This is a genomic window from Novosphingobium sp. (assembly GCF_027486195.1).
Classification (GTDB): Bacteria; Pseudomonadota; Alphaproteobacteria; order Sphingomonadales; family Sphingomonadaceae; genus Novosphingobium.
Genome location: NZ_JAIXPP010000084.1, coordinates 1 through 17,044, shown reverse-complemented (window position 1 = coordinate 17,044; position 17,044 = coordinate 1). Strand labels below are relative to the sequence as shown.

The following is a 17,044-nucleotide window of genomic DNA, read 5'->3' as shown; positions in this document are numbered from 1 at the left end:
CTCACTTGGCTCCGGTGTCGATCGTCGCGGTCATCGAAAGGCCGACCCGCAGCGGATGCGCCTGCAGTTCCTTCGGATCGAGCGTCACGCGCACGGGCAGCCGCTGCACCACCTTGATCCAGTTGCCGGTGGCGTTCTGCGCCGGGATCAGCGCCTGCGCCGATCCGGTGCTGCCCGAGAAGCCAGCGACGCGGCCGTGATAGACCACGCCCGAGCCATAGAGGTCCGAGGTGAGTTCGACCGACTGGCCCGGCGCGACACCGCGCAGCTGGCCTTCCTTGAAGTTGGCATCGACATGCGCCTCGCCCAGCGGAACCACCGTCATCAGGACCGTGCCGCCGGCAACGCGCTGGCCCACTTGCACGGCGCGTTGGGTGACGATGCCATCGACCGGCGCACGGATCACGGTGCGCGCAAGATCGAGCTTCGCGCGCTCGAGCCGCGCCTTGGCGGCCAGCACATCGGGGTTCCCAGCCGGCGCCGTACCGCCGACTAGCGCGGCATTGGCGTTCGATTGCCCCTGCGCCGATCCGCGCGAGGCACGCGCCTGTGCAAGGTCCGCTTCGGCAACGGTCAGCTGGCCCTGCGCCGCCGCGAAGGCATTGCGTGCGCTCGAAAGTTCCTCGCCCGAAACCGCACCGCCCGAAACCAGCGCCTCTCGCCGCGCGAGATCGATCCGGGCGCGGGCAAGGTTGGCCGAGGCGACACCGACAAGCGCCTGCTTGCGGCGGATATCCGCATCGGTTGCCTGAACCTGCGCGGCCAGCGCTGTCCCGGTCTCGACCGTCTGGTTCACGCGCCGCAGCGCCTGCGCCACGGCGGCTTCCGCTTCGGCCACGGCTATGCGTGCATCGGCCGGATCGAGCTCGATCAGCACGTCGCCCTTCTTCACCTGCATCGTATCGACCGCGGCGACGCGGATCACCGTCCCTGGCGCCAGCGCCGTGACCGGCGCGATCTCGGCCGCGACGTAGGCGTTGTCGGTCTCGACATATCGGCCCGCGAACAGCCACTCGTATCCGCCATAGACAATCGTTGCCGCGAGAACGACGCTGCCCAGAATGGCAAAGCCGCGCTTGCGCTTGCCAGCGGGATCGCTGGTGGGGGCGGCGGGAGGGGGAGGCGCCATGGTTTCGGTCTCTTCGAGCATGATCTTGGGATCGCGGTCGGCCATCGGGTGCTCTTTCTTCAGGCTTTCGGGCCGTATCCGCCGCCAAGGGCGCGGATCAGCTCTACATTGAGGGTCAGCGCACGCGCATCGAGCGCGGCGACAAGCTGGCGGTTGCGAAGCAGCGCGTCCTGCGCCGTCAGCACCGAGAGATAGGGCGAAAGGCCGCCCTCATACCGCCGCCGCGCGATGCTGTAGGCTTCCTCCGAAGCGGCGAGCGCGGCATGTGCCTCCGCCTGCCGCACCCCGAGCGCGCGCTGCGAGGCCGCCACATCGGCCACTTCATTGAGCGCGCGCACCAAGGTCTGGTCGTATTGCGCCACGGCTTCGTCATAGTCGGCCCGCGCGGCGCGGTAGTTGCCCTGAATCCGCCCGCCCGAGAAGATCGGCAGGCTGATTGCAGCGCCGGCTTGCGCGATGTCCGATCCCTGGGCGGTCAGATTGCCGAGGCCCAGCGACTGCAGGCCGATGAAGCCCATGAGATTGACGTTGGGATAGAAGCCAGCGCGCGCGACGGTGATGCGCGCCCCGGCAGCTTCGGCGCGGCGGCGCGCGGCTGCGATGTCGGCGCGGCGGCCGACAAGATCGAGCGCGAGGTTGGCGGGCAGGCCGGGGGTGGTCAGCCTGCGGGGCGAGGGCAGGGCAATCGCCGCGCCGCGCTCCGGCCCGGCCCCGAGCAGGGCGGCGATGCGATTGCGGGTGAGCGCAATGGCCTCGTCCGTCGCGGCGAGCTCGCCCCGCGCCAGTGGCACTGCGGCATCGGCCTGACGCTGCTCGCCGCGCGTGTCGAGCCCGCTCGTCACCCGGCGAGCGACGAGCGCGGCCACTTCCTCGCGCTGCTGCACGGCAGCCACCTGCACTTCGCGTTCGGCAGCAAGGCGGGCGAGATCGGCGTAGGCAGCGGCGACCGAGGTGGCCAGCGCCAGCCGGGCCGCGCGTGCCTCGAGCCCGGCGGCTTCACGCTCCGATGTTGCGGCGCGCAGGGCTGCTCGGTTCTTGCCGAAGAAATCGAGCTCGTAATTGAGATCGAGGCTGACGCGTCCAGTTTCGTTCAGCCCCTTGGGCACGAATTGCGCGGGGAAGCCATTGTTGTAGCTCTGCTTGACTTCGGTCACCTGGCCATCGGCGCTGAGCGAGGGAAGCAGCGCGGCGCCAGCGCTTTGCGCATAGGCCGCTGCCTTGCGGGCACGCGCATCGGCGGCCGCCAGCGTCGGCGAACCTGCCAGCGCTTCCTCGATCAGTGCGGCAAGCTGTGGATCGCCATAGTCCTTCCACCAGCCATCGCCGGGCCACTCGCCCGTGGCTGCATCGGCAGGAGCCGCGACCGCGCCCAGCGTGGACGAATCGCGCAGGGCCGGGCGCGGGCCGAGATCAGGCACGGTGGCGCACCCGGCCAGCGCGCCGCAGCTGCCCAGCAGCAGGACAGTGCGCAGCGCCTTGCGGACGTGCTTTGGCGGAATACCCAAATGCATTGATGACACCATAATGACAGTACGGTTCGGTCACTAACGAGATGAAGGCTTGCGTCCGCCGAGTCAAGTGAATAAGTGTACGGAATGGTCACTAGCGAGACATTGGCCAAGGGGAGGCTGGGGCGACAAAGCCCTGACGAACGGAGAGAAAACATCCTCGCCGTGGCGGCGGAGGCGTTTGCCCTTGAGGGCTATGGCATCACCTCGATGTCCACGATCGCCGCGCGGCTGGGGGGATCGAAGGCCACGCTCTACAAATACTTCACCTCGAAGGAGGAACTGTTCCAGGCGGTGATGCAGCGCAAGTGCGAGGCGGTGATCGGGCCGCTCGAGGAACTGGCCGACACATCGCGCGATCCGGCTTCGCTGCTCTACGCGTTCGGCAAGATTTTCCTTACCCGGCTGTGTCAGCCCGATGCGCTGGTCATTCATCGCACCGTGCACGGAGAAGGGCAGCGTTTTCCCGAAGTGGCGCGAACCTTCTTCGCTTATGGCCCTGAGGCGGCCTATTCTGTGCTGACGCCAGCATTTGCGCGGTTTCACGCCGAGGGGCTGATCGATTGCCCTGATCCGCGCCTCGCAGCCGAGCAGTTCCTCGCCATGGTGCGCGGCGATCTCCATCTGCGCGTCTCCAGCGGCTTGATCCCTCCGCCCGATGATGCCGAGATCGAGCGGCAGGTAGCCCATGCCGTCGGCATTTTCGTGCGCGGCATTTCGCGGCGTGACCGGGCCGATTGAAATCTCGCGCAGCCCTCCGCTCGCCCCTTGACCATATCCCCTCCGCGCGGGCAAACCCCATCCCGCACCGACCCCGAACCGGGGCGGTCACAAGGCTGACTACAAAAGGAGAGGCCATGTTTTCGCACGTCATGCTCGGCAGCAATGATATCGAGCGCTCGAAGAAGTTCTATGACGCCACGTTCGCGGCGTTCGGCGGAAAGCCCGGGATGGTCGATCCCAAGGGGCGGCTCATCTACGCGCACAATGGCAGCATGTTCCTGCTCACACCGCCAATCAATGGTGAGCCCGCCACTTGCGCCAACGGCGGCACGGTCGGCTTCGCGATGACGCCCGAACAGGCCGATGCCTGGCACGCGGCCGGCTGCGCCAATGGCGGAACCGCCTGCGAAGATCCGCCGGGGCCGCGCGAAGGCTCGCCGTTCTACCTCGCGTATCTGCGCGATCCGGACGGCAACAAGCTGTGCGCGCTGCACGTGATCGGCAGCTGAGACAGGATATCCATGGTGCCTGATTCCACGTTTGAGACCGTTTCGACCAGCAAAGCCCATGGCGGCACGCTCGGCGTCTATCGGCACCAATCCACCGCGACGGGGACGGGAATGACCTTTTCGGTCTTCCTGCCCCCCCAAGCGGCAAAGGCGCAGGTGGAAGCGGGAGCCAAGCTCCCGGTGCTGTTCTACCTTTCGGGGCTGACCTGCACCCACGCCAACGTGACGGACAAGGGCGAGTACCGCCGTGCCTGCGCCGAACATGGCATCATCTTCGTGGCCCCCGATACCAGCCCGCGCGGCGAGGGTGTGGCGGATGACGCCGAAGGCGCCTACGATTTCGGCCTCGGCGCAGGCTTCTACGTCAATGCCACCGAGGAACCCTTCGCGGCGCACTACCGCATGTGGGATTACATCGCGCATGAACTGCCTGCGCTTATCGAGGAACATTTCCCGATCGATCCGGCGCGCATGGGCATCACCGGCCATTCGATGGGCGGCCACGGTGCGCTGACCATCGGCCTGACCTTCCCGGACAAGTTCAAATCGCTATCCGCCTTCGCGCCGATCGTCGCGCCCGGGCAAGTGCCGTGGGGCCACAAGGCGCTCGGCGGCTATCTGGGGCAGGACCGCGCCGCGTGGCGCGCGCACGATGCGACCGCGCTGGTGGAAGAGGGCAAGCGCCCGGCGGGCGCCATCCTGATCGATCAGGGCGCGGCGGACGGCTTCCTCGCCGAACAACTGCGCCCCGAGCTGTTCGAGGCCGCGTGCAAGGCAGCGGACGTGGACCTGACGCTGCGTCTGCAGGACGGCTACGACCACAGCTACAACTTCATCTCCAGCTTCATGGACGATCACATCCGCTGGCACGCCGAGCGTTTGTAGTCTCCCAGCCTTCGTCATTGCGAGCGTAGCGAAGCAATCCAGAGCGTCACGCTAACCGCTCTGGATTGCTTCGCTACGCTCGCGGGTGATGCGGCTCATGGTTGGTTGAAAGCTGAGCCCCACCCAATTCTTCGTCATTCCCGCGAAGGCGGGAATCCAGTGCGGCTGGCGCTGGGTGTGGGGCTCTGGATTCCCGCCTTCGCGGGAATGACGAGATAGGGGCTCTGCCGAGGGGGCGTTTACTTCCGCACGTCCTTCGCCACGGCATCAAGCAGCCCGTTGACGAACTTGGTCTCGCGCGCGTCGAAGAAGGCGTGGGCTACGTCGAGGTATTCGCCGATCACGGTGCCTACGTTGATATCCGCGCGGGCCATCAGCTCGTAGGCACCTGCGCGCAGGATCTGGAGCATGGTGCGATCGAGCCGGGAGATCGACCAGCCGTCCGCCAGCCGGCGTGTCAGCACGTCGTCGATCTCGTCACGCCGCGCTGCAACGCCGCGCACCACATCGTCGAAGAAGGCAACATCGGCTTCGAGGTACTGGTCGTCCTCGATCTCCGCGCCGAGGCGGTGCATGTGGAACTCGTCCAGCAGCAGGTGCAGCTGGGGCTTTTCCATCTCGAGCTGGTAGAGCGCCTGCACGGCGGCGAGCCGCGCGGCAGATCGATTGGGGGCCTTCGAGCGGGTCATATTCCAAGCCTCAATTCGATCGAGCGGGCATGCGCGGCAAGCCCTTCCGCCTCGGCCAGCGCCACCGCTGCCGGGCCTACCGCACCAAGCGAGCCTTCGCTCACGGAGAGGAAGCTGGTGCGCTTCATGAAATCGAGCACGGACAGGCCCGAAGCAAACCGCGCGCGCCGCCCGGTGGGCAGCACGTGGTTGGGCCCGGCCACGTAATCGCCGATGGCCTCGGGCGTGTAGCGGCCGAGGAAGACGGAACCCGCGTGGCGGATGCCCGCAAACAGCGCTTCGGGATCATCTGTCGCGATTTCCACGTGCTCGGCCGCCAGCGCATTGGCGAGGGCGGGCGCTTCTGCCAGCGACTCGACGACGATGATCACCCCGTGCGCATCCCAGCTGGCGCGGGCGACGGCGGCTGTGGGCAGCAGCGCGATCTCGGCCTCGACTGCGGCGGCCACTGCATCGGCAAAGGCGGTATCGTCGGTGATCAAGATCGACTGCGCGGCGGGATCGTGCTCGGCCTGGCTGAGCAGGTCGGCGGCGATCCACTGCGGATTGTTGGCGCCATCGGCGATGACGAGAATTTCCGAGGGGCCCGCCACCATGTCGATGCCGACCACGCCGTAGAGCTGGCGCTTGGCTTCGGCTACCCAGGCATTGCCCGGCCCGGTGATCACATCGACGGGCGCGATGCGATCCGTGCCGTAGGCCAGCGCGGCGATGGCCTGGGCACCGCCGACGCGCCAGACTTCATCTACGCCGGCAAGGTGCGCGGCGGCGAGGACCAGCGGATTGATCGTGCCCTTGGGGGTCGGCGTGGTGACCACGAGCCGGCCTACGCCCGCAACTTTGGCGGGAATGGCGTTCATCAGCAGCGAGGACGGGTAGGCCGCGCGTCCGCCGGGAACATAGAGCCCCGCACCATCGACCGGGCCCCACTTCGCGCCGAGGCGGACGCCGGCAGCATCGACATAGTCGCGGGGCTCGGGAAGCTGTGCGGCATGATAGGCGCGGATGCGCTCCGCCGCGAGTTCGAGCGCGGCGCGCAAAGGCGGATCGAGCGCGTCGAAAGCCTCGCGGCAGGTCTCCGCCGGGATGCGCCAATCTTCGCCCAGATCGTGGCCATCGAAGCGCGCGGTATAGTCCGCCAGCGCGGTATCACCGCGCGCGCGAACGTCGGCAAGAATGGCGCTCACATCGCGCGCCACATCGGCATCGCTCTCGCGCCGATCGCTGACGACGGCGGCGAAAGCGGCGGCAAAGCCCGCGTCACGGGTGTGGAGACGCTGCATCAGGCGGCCTTCCGGCGCGCTACGAGTTCGCGGAACGTATCGATCAGCGCGCCCATGCGTGCGGGATCGGTCTTGAGCGCGGCGCGGTTGATGATGAGGCGCGCCGAGACGGGCATGATGCGGCTGGTCTCGACAAGGCCGTTGTCCTTGAGCGTGCGGCCCGAGGAGACGAGATCGACGATCCGGCTGGCGAGGCCCAGCGAAGGCGCCAGTTCCATCGCGCCGTTGAGCTTCACGACTTCGGCGGCGACGCCGAGCTTCTCGAAATGGCGGCGCGTGAGGCTGGGATACTTGGTCGCGACGCGGGCATGGCTTTCGCGTGCAGTCGCACCGCTTTCGACCGCCGCTGCCGGTTCGGCCACCGAAAGGCGGCAGTGCCCGATATCGAGATCGACCGGCGCGTAGAGATCGGCGTAGTCGAACTCGTCGATCACATCCGAACCGACGATCCCCGCCTGCGCTGCGCCGTGGGCGACGAAAGTTGCCACATCGAAGGCGCGGACGCGGATGATCGTCATGTCCGCCCGGCTGGTGGCAAAGCTCAGCTTGCGCGAGGCCTTGTCGAAGAAGTCCGCCTCGGGCACGACACCGGCGTCCGCCAGCAGCGGCAGCGCCTCGTCGAGGATGCGGCCCTTGGGCAGGGCGAAAACGATAGGGGTCGGCGCGGTCATGACGCGCCCGCCCCTATGGCAAAGGGCCGGAAAGGGCAACCGTATGGAACGGGTCATGGATACGCACGACGTCGCGGCGGCGATTGCCTGGCAAGCGGATCACGCGGCAAACAACGGCGCGCCCTGCACTGCGCGGGTGGTGCGGGCGCAGCTGGCGCTCCTTTCGGGCGAGACCGAAACGGGACGGCGGCTGGCAAGCTGGCCGGGCATTCCGCTCGAAGATGCGCTGCCGCTGCGGCTGGCGGGGGGCTTCCATCATCTTGTCCTCTCTGGCGCGGATCTGCGGCTTGCCGCGGTCTATCGCGGGGAGGTGACCGATCAGGACGCAGTGGATGCGCTGATCGTGGACCTTGCCCGCCAGCACGATGCGGCGCTGCTGCCATGGCTCGATGGGCCGCCGCAGACCAACGAGGCTGGGCGTTCGGCCTCGATCATGGCAGCGCTGCTGTGGCTTTCACCGCGCATGGGCCCCCTCTTCGAGCTGAACGAGCTGGGGGCCAGCGCGGGCGTCAACACAATGATGGACCGCTATCACTACGAACTCGGCGGCACCGAAGTCGGCCCGGCGGATTCGCCGATGCAGATCAAGCCCGAATGGCGTGGGCCTGCGCCTGTGCCCGCGCCGGTGGAGATAACGTCCATTCAAGGCTGCGACCGCGCGCCGGTAAACCTCGCCGATCCCGCCGAAGCGCTGCGCCTCAAGAGCTATGTCTGGGCCGAGGTGACCGAGCGCATGGCCCGCATCGACGCGGCGATCCGGCTGGCGGGGGAGCAGCCGCCGACCCTTACGCAGATGGATGCGGGGGACTGGGTGGACCAGCGCCTTGCCGCGCCACTGGCGGAAGGCACCACCCGCGTGTTCTACCATTCGATCGTCTGGCAATATCTGCCGCCCGAAACCCGCGCGCGGATCACGGCGGCGATCACCGGCGCGGGTGAGGCAGGCCAGCGTATCGCGTGGATCATGCTGGAAACCAATCGCGAGACCTTCCGGCATGAGCTGACCGTGCGGTATTGGCCCGGCGGCGGCGAGCCGGTGCTGCTGGGCGAGGCGCATGCCCACGGTGCGTGGGTGGCGTGGCACGGAGCAGCGTGATTGGCCGCAGGGACCAATTGCGCCTGCCGCCGCGCGTGCTAGCCTCTTGCCAACTTCGCGGAGAAAGCCCCCCATGCGCCCGATGAAACTGCTCCTCGCCGCCCTCGCGCTCGCCGCCGTGCCGGCTGCCGCCCTGCCAACTGCCGCTTTTGCCGATTCCCCGCCCGTGGGCTGGCGCGAGCAGGTGCGCGCGTTCAACATCGAGCACTGCAAGCACCCGGCCTGGGGCACCTCGCATTCGGACCGCGACTATGCGCTCGCCAAGGCCATGGCAGCCACGGACAATGTTGCGCTGGACGACGACGTGCTCTTCGCGGCCGCCTATCTCCACGATGTGGCGGCGTTCAAACCCTACGAGAAGCCTGATCTTGATCATTCGGACGTCGCCGCCGATATCGTCGGCAGCATCCTCGCGCCCACAGGCTTCCCGATGGCCAAGTTGCCACGCGTGCAGGCCGCGATCCGCGAACACATGTACTATCGCACGCCGACCGTGCCCGAATCGCTCTATCTCCACGATGCCGATGCGCTCGATTGGCTCGGCGCGATCGGCGCGGCGCGGATCATGGCGCTGGCGGACCCCAACGGCGGCCAGCCCGATGGCCCGGCGGTGCTGCCGATGCTCAAGGAAAACCTGCGCGATGTGCCCGCGCGCGTGCTGTCGCCCGCAGGCAAGGCGCTGATGCCGGCGAAGCGCGATTCGCTGGCCAAGTGGATGCAGACGCTGGCGGTGGAGACGGACGGGTACAAGACGCTTTGACCATGCCCCGGATCCATTACCGCCCCTACACCAAGTCCGACGAGGACGCCGTCATCGCGCATATCCTTGCCATCCAGCAGGGCGAATTCGCCGTGCCCGTCACCGCCGAGGAGCAGCCCGATCTGCGCGCGGTGGCGGATGTCTATCAGTCCGGCACCGGGGGCTTCTGGGTCGCCGAAATGGAGGGCCGCATTGTCGGCACCATCGGCCTGATCGGCTTTGCCACCAGCGAAGGCGCGCTGCGCAAGATGTTTGTCGCGGCCGAGGCGCGGGGGCGCGATCTGGGGGTGGCAGCGGGGTTGTTGGCCATACTCGTCAACCATGCCCGCGACGCCGGGATCAAGGGGATCACCCTCGGCACGATCGAGCGCCTGCATGCCGCGCGCCGTTTCTACGAGAAGAACGGCTTTGTGCCGATCGATCCCGCTGCATTGCCCGAAGGCTTTCCGCGCATGGCGGTGGACACGCATTTCTACCGGCTGGAGCTTTAGCCAAGACCGTTCGTGTCTCGACTTCGCTCGACACGAACGGAACCGGGGTGATTGGCGTTGACCAATTACCCCAGAAACGCATCCAACGCGGCGTTGACCTTCCCGGGCGCTTCCCACGGCACGAAGTGGCCGCAATCTGGCACTTGCAACACGGTCAGATTCGGGATCATTGCGTCCAGCCCATCAAGGTTCGAGGGCGGCAGGGCCATGTCGTCCATCGCCCAGATCACCAGCGTCGGAATGCCGAGCGGCGGCAGCGGCGGCGGGGCATAGCCTTCGGGCAGCGCGAAGGGGGCGTCCATCGTCGGCACATCCATCGGGCTTGCGCGGTACCAGTTGAGCATGGCGATCGCGCTGTCCGGGTTCGACCAGTCCTTCAGCAGCGCCGCGCGCTCTTCCTCTTCCATCACCGGGGCGCGGTCGCCCCAATCGAGTGCTTGCGTGAGCAGCGCGCCGAGGCCGTGTTCGCGCACGAGCGGATCGTGCGCGGTATCGCGGAAGGCGCGCATATACTGGCTCGCGCCGCGCTGGACGGGATCGAGCCAGAGCAACTTCTGGAAGATGGCCGGATGCGGCGCATTGGCGACCACCGCGCGCGTCACCCGCGTGCCCTGACCCATCAGCGCGACACCCCAAGCAATCGCGCCGCCCCAATCGTGGCCCAGCACGGTGAATTGCCCCACGCCCAGCGCATCGGCGAGGAGGAAGATATCGCCGATCAGCTTGTCGGGCGTGTAGTTCTCCGCGCCATCGGGCTTCGACGAGCCGCGATAGCCGCGCTGGTCGGGCGCGATGCAACGGAAACGGCCAGAAAGGTGCGCGATCTGGTGCCGCCAGGTGCGATGCGATTCGGGAAAGCCGTGGAGGAACATCAGCGCGGGCGCATCGCGCGGGCCGACATCCACCACATCGAGCTCGATTCCGTTGGCGAGCTTTACGCGCGTCAGTTCACTCGACACTGGCCTGCTCCATCTTCTTCGCATAGCCATTTGCCACCATAGCGGCCATCTTGTCGAAGATGGCTTCAGGCGTGCGGCAGGCTTCGCCGATTTCCTGTTCGAACCCGCGCGCGACGATGATCTCGCGCTCTCCGGCGGCCATGGCGGCAAGGATCGCGGCGGCGGCATCAGCCGGATCGAGGCCCTTGTCGATCGCCTTGTCGCTCACGCCCCGGCGGCTGCCATCGGCGTTCAAGGCATTGCGCGAGACATTGGTGCGGACCGAGCCCGGCGCAATGACGTGGACCTGCAGCCCCTCGCCGGTCACTTCGGTGCGCAGCGCATCGGCATAGCCGATCAGGCCGAACTTGGCCGCGCTATAGGCCGTGCGCATCGGCGCGCCGACTTTGCCCGCCACGCTCGAGACCATTGCGATGCGGCCTTTGCCGCGCGCCACCATGCGGCCCAGCACTGCCTGCGTCAGCGCGATGGGGGCGAGCAGATCGACCGCGATGATCCGTTCATAGACAGCATAGTCGGTATCGATGGCGAGGCTGCGCTGCGAAATCCCTGCGTTGTTGAAGAGGATGTCGATCCCGCCGCTGCGCTCTGCCGCCCAGGCCCATGCCTGCTCCGCTGCCGCAAGGCCGGCCGGGTGGTCGGTCGCTTCGAACGGCAGCACAAGGGCGGTGGCGTTGCTCTTGGCGCAGTCCGCCGCGACTTCCGCCAATGCCTCCTCGTTGCGGCCCGACAGGATCACATGCGCGCCTTCCGCCGCCAGCGCGCGCGCCATTGCCGCGCCGATCCCCGATGATGCCCCGGTGATCCACGCCACCTCTCCGGCAAATGCCATGCTGTCTCTCCCTCTTGTGTTCTGATCTAAAGATTAGCGCGGGTGTTGGGCACTTTGGGCAGGGGGATGAACTCGTCCTCGTCCCCCGGCACTTTGGGAAAGCGCCCTTCATCCCAATCGTGCTTGGCCTGCGTGATCCGCTCGCGGCTCGAGCTCACGAAATTCCACCAGACATGGCGCTGCGTGGTAAATGCCTCTCCGCCGAGCAGCATCACCCGCCCGCCGCCTTCGGAGGAGAGCTTCAGCGTCGCGCCCGGCGCCAGCACGGCAAGGCTGTAGAGCGCGAGCGGCACGCCATCGACGCTGGCTTCGCCGCCCACCAGCATCACCGCGCGCTCGTCCGCCGCAGCATCGATGGGGATCGCGCCGCCGGGGGCGAAGAGAATCTCGGCATAGATCGTCTGGCTGTGCTGCGTGGTCGGCGCGGTCTTGCCCCAAAGCGTGCCCATGATCACCCGCGCGGTGGTGCAGCCGTCCTCGATCAGCGGCAGATCCGCCTGCTGCTCGAAGGCGGGGTCGATGTCCTCGCGCCCGTCGGGCAGCGCCAGCCAGGTCTGCATGCCATAGAGCGCCGGGCCGCCTTCTCGCTCCGATGCAGGGCTGCGCTCGGAATGAACGATGCCGCGCCCCGCCGTCATCAGGTTGACCTGCCCCGGGCGGATCGTGGCGTAGGTGCCGAGGCTGTCGCGGTGGTCGATCGCGCCGGCATACTTGCCCCCGAACAGCCAGGTGACGGTGGCAAGGTTGATATGTGGGTGCGGCCGCACATCCATTGCCGTGCCCGTGGGCAGCACGGCGGGGCCGAACTGGTCGACGAAGATGAACGGGCCGACCATCGTGCGCTCACGCGCGGGCAGCACGCGCCGCACTTGAAAAGCGCCCAGATCATGCGTCACCGGGGTCAGGGTTTGCATCACGGGCCCACCTGCGGTTTCACTCATGGCGATACCTCCGCCTGAAGCAGCTCAAGGATGTTCACCGGAAACACCGGTTCGTGCCATTGTGCCAGTTCGGCGGCAGCAAACCAGCGGAATTCCTTGATCAGTTCGCGTTCCAGCGCGGTGTGCCCGGCAGGATCAGGCGTGAAGCTGGCGGTGCGCACACGGAAGAAGCGCTCGTCGGAGGTCACGGGCTCGCCCTCCAGCGTGATGAAATCATCGGTGCGCTGTGCGATCTCGGGGCCGCAGCTTTCCACGCTGAGCCCGGTCTCCTCGAACAGTTCGCGCACCGCCGCAGCGTGGAAATCCTCGCCCGGGTCGCACTCGCCGCCCACCCCGCACCAGAACGCGCGCCGCGTCGGCGGGGCAAAGCGGATCAGCAGCAGGCGATCGTGCTCGTCCATCAGCAGGATCCGCGCGGCCCGGCGGACGCGGCGCGGCAAACTACTCACCGCCTCATCACTCACCGGGTGCACGGGCCTTGATCGCAAGCGCATGCACCCGCTGACCGGGAATGTCGCCCAGCGCGGCATTGACCATGCGCTGGCGCATCACGCGCGAAACGCCGGTGAACTGCGCGCTGGTGATCTCCACGGTGAAGTGCGATTCGCCCGATCCGTCATCGCCCATGTGGCCGCTGTGGCTGGCGCTGTCGTTGATCACGGCGAGGTGTTCGGGTGCGAGGGCTTCGGTGAGAAGCTGGGTGATTTCTTGGGCAAGGGGTCCGGTCATGGCTTCCATCTTGGCCGATCCATCTCCATGTGAAAAGCCGAATGAGACATGATCGCTTCCATGGCCGGGTGCAGGGCACCGGACGGCAATGCGCTGCCCCGGGTTGCAGCGAGCCGGGTGAGTTCCGCGCGCCCGGCGCTCGTGCGGCCGGAGCCGATGGTCCGGGCGACTACCGCTGGATGTGCCTGGAACACGTGCGGCAGTTCAACGCGGGCTACGATTTCTTCAAGGGCATGACGCCGGAGGAAATCATGGCGGCGCAGTCTCCGCTGGCCGGCTGGGCGACCGAGACGCGCGCCTTCCGCCCTACCGCCGGGATCGATCAGGCGCCCCGCTGGAACGATTTTGCCGATCCGCTCGATGCCATCGCCCAGCGCGCCAAGGCGCGCCGCGAGGATGCGCTGCACCGGCAGGAAGCGGCGCGGCGCGGCATCGGGCCGGACGAGCGCAAGGCCTACGAAACCATGGGCCTCGGCTTCGATGCGGATCGCAAGGCACTGCGGGCGCGCTATTCGCAGCTTGTCCGCCGCTTCCACCCCGATCGCAATGGCGGCGACCGGGCCTATGAGGGCCGCCTTCAGGCAGTGGTCGAAGCCTATAACCTGCTGCGCGCCATGCCTGCCTTCAACGCCTGAGGTTCCCCTGAAATCGGGGGGAAGGCTGGACAAGCTCCCCTTGCGGCGCAAAGCTGCGCAGCTGGGGCCATGCAGGGGGCAAGCGACATGAAGAGCGAAGATCGGCAGCTGGGAATGGACCGCGCCATCAGCCGGCGCGATTTCGTGAACGGAGTTGCCGCTGGGGCGCTGGCCGCCGGTATTCCCGGCACATCGTTCGCCGCCGCGCCCCGCGCCAAGGCCGTCATGACGCCGGAGATCGATCCCAATCCCTATCCCCCCGCGCGGCAGGGCATGCGCGGCTCGCACGCCGGGACGTTCGAGGCGGCGCACATGCTGCGCGATGGCACGCTCAAGCTGGCCGACGCCGAGGAAAGCAGCGAGGTCTATGACCTGATCGTGGTTGGCGGCGGCCTCTCTGGTTTGTCGGCTGCGCACTTCTTTCAGAAGCGTGTCGGCCCCGGCGCCAAGGTTCTGGTGCTCGACAACCACGACGATTTCGGCGGGCACGCCAAGCGCAACGAATTCACTGTGGGGGGCCGCCTGCTCGTCTGCAACGGCGGCACGCTCAACATCGAAAGTCCGAGCCGGTACGACAAGTGGTCGCGCGTGCTGCTCGATGACATCGGCGTCGATATCGCGCGCTACGAGCGGGACAATACGGCCAACGCGGGGCTCTACAAGTCGCTCGGCATGGGCCACGGCATGGTCTTCGATGCCGAGGCCTTCGGCGGCAGGGACGTGGTCCTCGCCTTGGGCGGCGGCTGGCGCGGCGGTGCGATCGAGCCCGAGAAGCTGGAGAAGGCGCCGCTCGGCCCCAAGGCGCGCGCCGATCTGGTGCGCCTGTTTGCCAAGCCACAGCCCGATTATCTGCCGGGCCTCGATCAGGCCGCCAAGAAGGACTGGCTCGCCCGCCATTCCTACAAGGAGTTCCTCACCGAGAAAGTCGGCGTCGATCCGCAGGTCTACTGGCTGTTCCAGAACATCGGCATGGCGAGCTTCTGCGTCGGCGGCGATGCCGTGCCCGCGCTGTTTGCATGGGTGCAAGGCTACCCCGGCTTTTCCGGCATGGCGCTGGGCGAAGTGCCGGCGGACCTCTTCGCCGATCTCCCCGGCGGCCAGCACGGCCGCCAGCGCGAGGGCGAGAAGTCGATCCACTTCCCCGATGGCAACGCGACGCTAGCGCGGCTGCTAGTTTCCAAGCTGGTTCCCGAGGCGACGACGGCCCGCACGCAGGAGGACATGGGCACGGCCGTGATCGACTACAGTGCGCTCGACCGGCCCGGTACGCCCACCCGCATCCGCCTGTCCAGCGTCGTCCTCAATGTCGCGCATCGGGGCGATCCCGCTGCGGCGGGCGATGTGGCGGTGCATTATGCCAAGCAGGGCAAACTCGTCGAAGTGCGGGGCAAGGCCGTGATCATGGCCTGCTGGAACATGGCGATCCCCTACATGATGCCCGAACTGCCCGCCGCGCAGAAGGAGGCGCTGGCTTATGGGGTGAAAGGCCCGATGGTCTACACCAGCGTGGCGGTGACGAACTGGCGGCCCTTCGTGAAGCTGGGTGCCGCGAATTTCCATTGCCCGACGATGTTCCACCAGGAAGTCGGCCTTACCGAAGCGGTCAGCCTTGGCGACTTGAAGCACCCGCAATCGCCTGACGAGCCGGTGGTGCTCCACCTCGTCAAATACATGAACAAGCCCGGCCTTCCCCGGCGTGACCAACACCGCGTCGGCCGCGCCGAACTGCTGGCGATGAGCTTCGAGACTTTCGAACGCGAGACGCGGCGGCAATTGCAGCGCATGCTGGGGGCTGCGGGCTTCGATGCCGCGCGCGATATTGCCGGCATCACCGTAAACCGCTGGGGCCATGGCTATTCGTATACCTACAACTCGATCTACGATCCGGTGGATTGGGTTTACAGTGAAAGCCCGAACCGGCCCTGCGTGGTGGGCCGTCAGCCCTTCGGCCTTGTCAGCATCGCCAACAGCGATGCGGCGGCGAGCCCGCACACCGATGCCGCGATCCAGGAAGCCCACCGCGCGGTGCAGGAAGTGATCGAGCGGCGGACTTATCCCTTTGTCCCGCGCCGGACGGGGTGAGGGTAGAAGGATTTTTCGCGCAGAGATCGCAGGGATCGCATAGGCGCAAAGAGGGTGTGCCCGGCCGCAGGCCTTTCTTATCATCGCAGTGCAAAAGAGGAGAGCGGCCTTGCCGCAAAGCGCTGCACCTCCGCGCCTCTGCGATCTCTGCGCGAACCCTTTATTCCGAAACCGCCGCCAGATCCGGCTCCACCCATCCGCGCCGAGCCTCAACGCTGAACAGGCGCTCTTTCGAATAGTAGCACAGCGGCCACTGGCGGTCGCCGATCTCGCTTTCGAGCAGCGCGTTCACCGCGCCGACCAGCGATGTCCCTTCCGCCAGCGTATCCGCAAAGGCGCGCACGCCCTTGATGTAGAGCTGGGTCAGCGTCTCGTGATAGCCCGCGCTGTCGGTGTTCTCACCGCCGACCGCCACGTTGTAGGCGCGGATGGTTCCGGGCAGGTCCTGCTCGGGCGCAAAGTCTGGCCGCTCGCGGATCAGCCACAGGCACGCAGCCAGATGCGCCTCGTGCGTCCACTCCAGCTTGGGCAAAGTGCGCGCGAGCAGCCCTTCGCCCACATGGCGCACCGCCGCATCATCGGCAAAAAGTCGGATCGAATGCGCGGCCATGGGTAAACACCTTTTAGAACGAGAAGCGCGCCCTTACCCCGCCGTCGTCGTTGCGACAGCAACGACTGGCCGACACCGGCACAAAAAAAAGAGGCCTCGCACGGGGCGAGGCCTCACGCCAGATAGGATTGTCGTCTTCTTGCTTATGCCGCAATCGGTGCCGCGTTGCGCACGCTTTCGTCGACGTGGTCGGCGAATTGCGCGAAGTTGTCGATGAACTTGCGCACCAGCTCTGCCGCGGTGCGGTCATAGGCTTCGCCGTCGGCCCAGGCGCCGCGCGGATCGAGCAGGGCAGTGTCCACGCCTGGCACGGCCACCGGCACTTCGAAGCCGAAGTTGGGATCGATGCGGAAGTCGGCGCTGTTGAGGCTGCCGTCGAGCGCGGCGTTGAGCAGCGCGCGGGTCGCCTTGATCGGCATGCGCTTGATCCCCGGCATCGTGGCGAGGCCGCCCGACCAGCCGGTGTTGACCAGCCAGCACTTCACCCCGCCCTTGGCGATGCGCTCCTTGAG

20 protein-coding genes are annotated in these 17,044 nt (G+C 67.1%); 8 read left to right on the top strand and 12 right to left on the bottom strand.

Features of this window, described 5'->3' with window-relative positions:
• Window position 1: 1 nt before the first annotated feature.
• Complete coding sequence (locus Q0071_RS15305) at window positions 2-1,174, bottom strand: HlyD family efflux transporter periplasmic adaptor subunit (protein WP_298171316.1); 1,173 nt, start codon at window positions 1,172-1,174, stop codon at window positions 2-4.
• 14 nt (window positions 1,175-1,188) lie between these two features.
• Window positions 1,189-2,640, bottom strand: a complete 1,452-nt coding sequence (locus Q0071_RS15300) for an efflux transporter outer membrane subunit (protein WP_298171313.1) — start codon at window positions 2,638-2,640, stop codon at window positions 1,189-1,191.
• Between the two features lie 84 nt (window positions 2,641-2,724).
• Here Q0071_RS15300 and Q0071_RS15295 point away from each other — a divergent pair, with 84 nt between their 5' ends.
• The 3 genes from Q0071_RS15295 to fghA all read left to right on the top strand — a co-directional run bounded on the left by Q0071_RS15295 (window position 2,725) and on the right by fghA (window position 4,754).
• Entirely contained in the window at window positions 2,725-3,378 is a 654-nt protein-coding gene (locus tag Q0071_RS15295) for a TetR/AcrR family transcriptional regulator (protein WP_298171310.1), read from the top strand.
• Window positions 3,379-3,494: 116 nt separating this feature from the next.
• The gene (locus Q0071_RS15290; RefSeq protein ID WP_298171307.1) at window positions 3,495-3,869 is read left to right on the top strand and encodes a VOC family protein; all 375 of its coding nucleotides are present in this window, start codon (window positions 3,495-3,497) and stop codon (window positions 3,867-3,869) included.
• A gap of 15 nt (window positions 3,870-3,884) precedes the next feature.
• The gene (fghA, locus tag Q0071_RS15285; RefSeq protein WP_298171304.1) at window positions 3,885-4,754 is read left to right on the top strand and encodes an S-formylglutathione hydrolase; all 870 of its coding nucleotides are present in this window, start codon (window positions 3,885-3,887) and stop codon (window positions 4,752-4,754) included.
• 239 nt (window positions 4,755-4,993) lie between these two features.
• On the opposite strand, the gene nusB is transcribed toward fghA, so the two are convergent.
• The 3 genes from nusB to hisG are packed head-to-tail and all read right to left on the bottom strand — an operon-like array spanning window position 4,994 to window position 7,397.
• Window positions 4,994-5,443, bottom strand: coding sequence for a transcription antitermination factor NusB (nusB, locus tag Q0071_RS15280; RefSeq protein ID WP_298171302.1), 450 nt, complete (start codon window positions 5,441-5,443; stop codon window positions 4,994-4,996).
• A complete protein-coding gene (gene hisD, locus Q0071_RS15275) occupies window positions 5,440-6,726 on the bottom strand; it encodes a histidinol dehydrogenase (RefSeq protein WP_298171299.1) in 1,287 nt (428 codons plus the stop codon). The genes nusB and hisD overlap by 4 nt, the downstream gene beginning before the upstream one ends.
• Window positions 6,726-7,397, bottom strand: a complete 672-nt coding sequence (gene hisG, locus Q0071_RS15270) for an ATP phosphoribosyltransferase (RefSeq protein ID WP_298171297.1) — start codon at window positions 7,395-7,397, stop codon at window positions 6,726-6,728. The genes hisD and hisG overlap by 1 nt, the downstream gene beginning before the upstream one ends.
• A 55-nt stretch (window positions 7,398-7,452) precedes the next feature.
• Between hisG and Q0071_RS15265 the strand changes: the two genes are divergently transcribed.
• The 3 genes from Q0071_RS15265 to Q0071_RS15255 all read left to right on the top strand — a co-directional run bounded on the left by Q0071_RS15265 (window position 7,453) and on the right by Q0071_RS15255 (window position 9,744).
• Window positions 7,453-8,493, top strand: coding sequence for a DUF2332 domain-containing protein (locus Q0071_RS15265; protein ID WP_298171294.1), 1,041 nt, complete (start codon window positions 7,453-7,455; stop codon window positions 8,491-8,493).
• Between the two features lie 82 nt (window positions 8,494-8,575).
• Window positions 8,576-9,253 carry an HD domain-containing protein gene (locus Q0071_RS15260; protein WP_298171292.1) on the top strand — a complete coding sequence of 226 codons (678 nt, stop codon included), beginning with the start codon at window positions 8,576-8,578 and terminating at the stop codon, window positions 9,251-9,253.
• 2 nt (window positions 9,254-9,255) lie between these two features.
• Window positions 9,256-9,744 carry a GNAT family N-acetyltransferase gene (locus tag Q0071_RS15255; protein WP_298171290.1) on the top strand — a complete coding sequence of 163 codons (489 nt, stop codon included), beginning with the start codon at window positions 9,256-9,258 and terminating at the stop codon, window positions 9,742-9,744.
• Window positions 9,745-9,809: 65 nt separating this feature from the next.
• Here Q0071_RS15255 and Q0071_RS15250 read toward each other — a convergent pair whose 3' ends face one another.
• Genes Q0071_RS15250 through Q0071_RS15230 form a run of 5 tightly spaced genes read right to left on the bottom strand, consistent with a single transcriptional unit; the run spans window position 9,810 to window position 13,205 of the window.
• A complete protein-coding gene (locus Q0071_RS15250) occupies window positions 9,810-10,703 on the bottom strand; it encodes an alpha/beta hydrolase (RefSeq protein ID WP_298171287.1) in 894 nt (297 codons plus the stop codon).
• The gene (locus tag Q0071_RS15245) at window positions 10,693-11,535 is read right to left on the bottom strand and encodes an SDR family NAD(P)-dependent oxidoreductase (protein WP_298171284.1); all 843 of its coding nucleotides are present in this window, start codon (window positions 11,533-11,535) and stop codon (window positions 10,693-10,695) included. The genes Q0071_RS15250 and Q0071_RS15245 overlap by 11 nt, the downstream gene beginning before the upstream one ends.
• 26 nt (window positions 11,536-11,561) lie before the next feature.
• Window positions 11,562-12,476, bottom strand: coding sequence for a pirin family protein (locus tag Q0071_RS15240; RefSeq protein ID WP_298171282.1), 915 nt, complete (start codon window positions 12,474-12,476; stop codon window positions 11,562-11,564).
• On the bottom strand, window positions 12,473-12,940 hold the full coding sequence (locus Q0071_RS15235) for an NUDIX domain-containing protein (RefSeq protein ID WP_298171278.1): 468 nt from the start codon (window positions 12,938-12,940) through the stop codon (window positions 12,473-12,475). Before Q0071_RS15235 ends, Q0071_RS15240 begins: the two co-directional genes overlap by 4 nt.
• Window positions 12,933-13,205, bottom strand: coding sequence for a BolA family protein (locus Q0071_RS15230; RefSeq protein WP_298171275.1), 273 nt, complete (start codon window positions 13,203-13,205; stop codon window positions 12,933-12,935). Before Q0071_RS15230 ends, Q0071_RS15235 begins: the two co-directional genes overlap by 8 nt.
• A 41-nt stretch (window positions 13,206-13,246) precedes the next feature.
• On the opposite strand from Q0071_RS15230, the gene Q0071_RS15225 reads away from it, so the two are divergent.
• On the top strand, window positions 13,247-13,840 hold the full coding sequence (locus tag Q0071_RS15225; protein ID WP_298171273.1) for a J domain-containing protein: 594 nt from the start codon (window positions 13,247-13,249) through the stop codon (window positions 13,838-13,840).
• 87 nt (window positions 13,841-13,927) lie between these two features.
• A complete protein-coding gene (locus Q0071_RS15220) occupies window positions 13,928-15,922 on the top strand; it encodes an NAD(P)/FAD-dependent oxidoreductase (protein WP_298171271.1) in 1,995 nt (664 codons plus the stop codon).
• A 160-nt stretch (window positions 15,923-16,082) separates the two neighbouring features.
• Here Q0071_RS15220 and Q0071_RS15215 read toward each other — a convergent pair whose 3' ends face one another.
• Both Q0071_RS15215 and Q0071_RS15210 read right to left on the bottom strand, forming a co-directional pair.
• On the bottom strand, window positions 16,083-16,532 hold the full coding sequence (locus Q0071_RS15215) for a hypothetical protein (protein ID WP_298171269.1): 450 nt from the start codon (window positions 16,530-16,532) through the stop codon (window positions 16,083-16,085).
• A 143-nt stretch (window positions 16,533-16,675) separates the two neighbouring features.
• On the bottom strand, window positions 16,676-17,044 hold a 369-nt coding region (locus Q0071_RS15210; RefSeq protein ID WP_298171267.1), incomplete at its 5' end, for a phosphoenolpyruvate carboxykinase (ATP).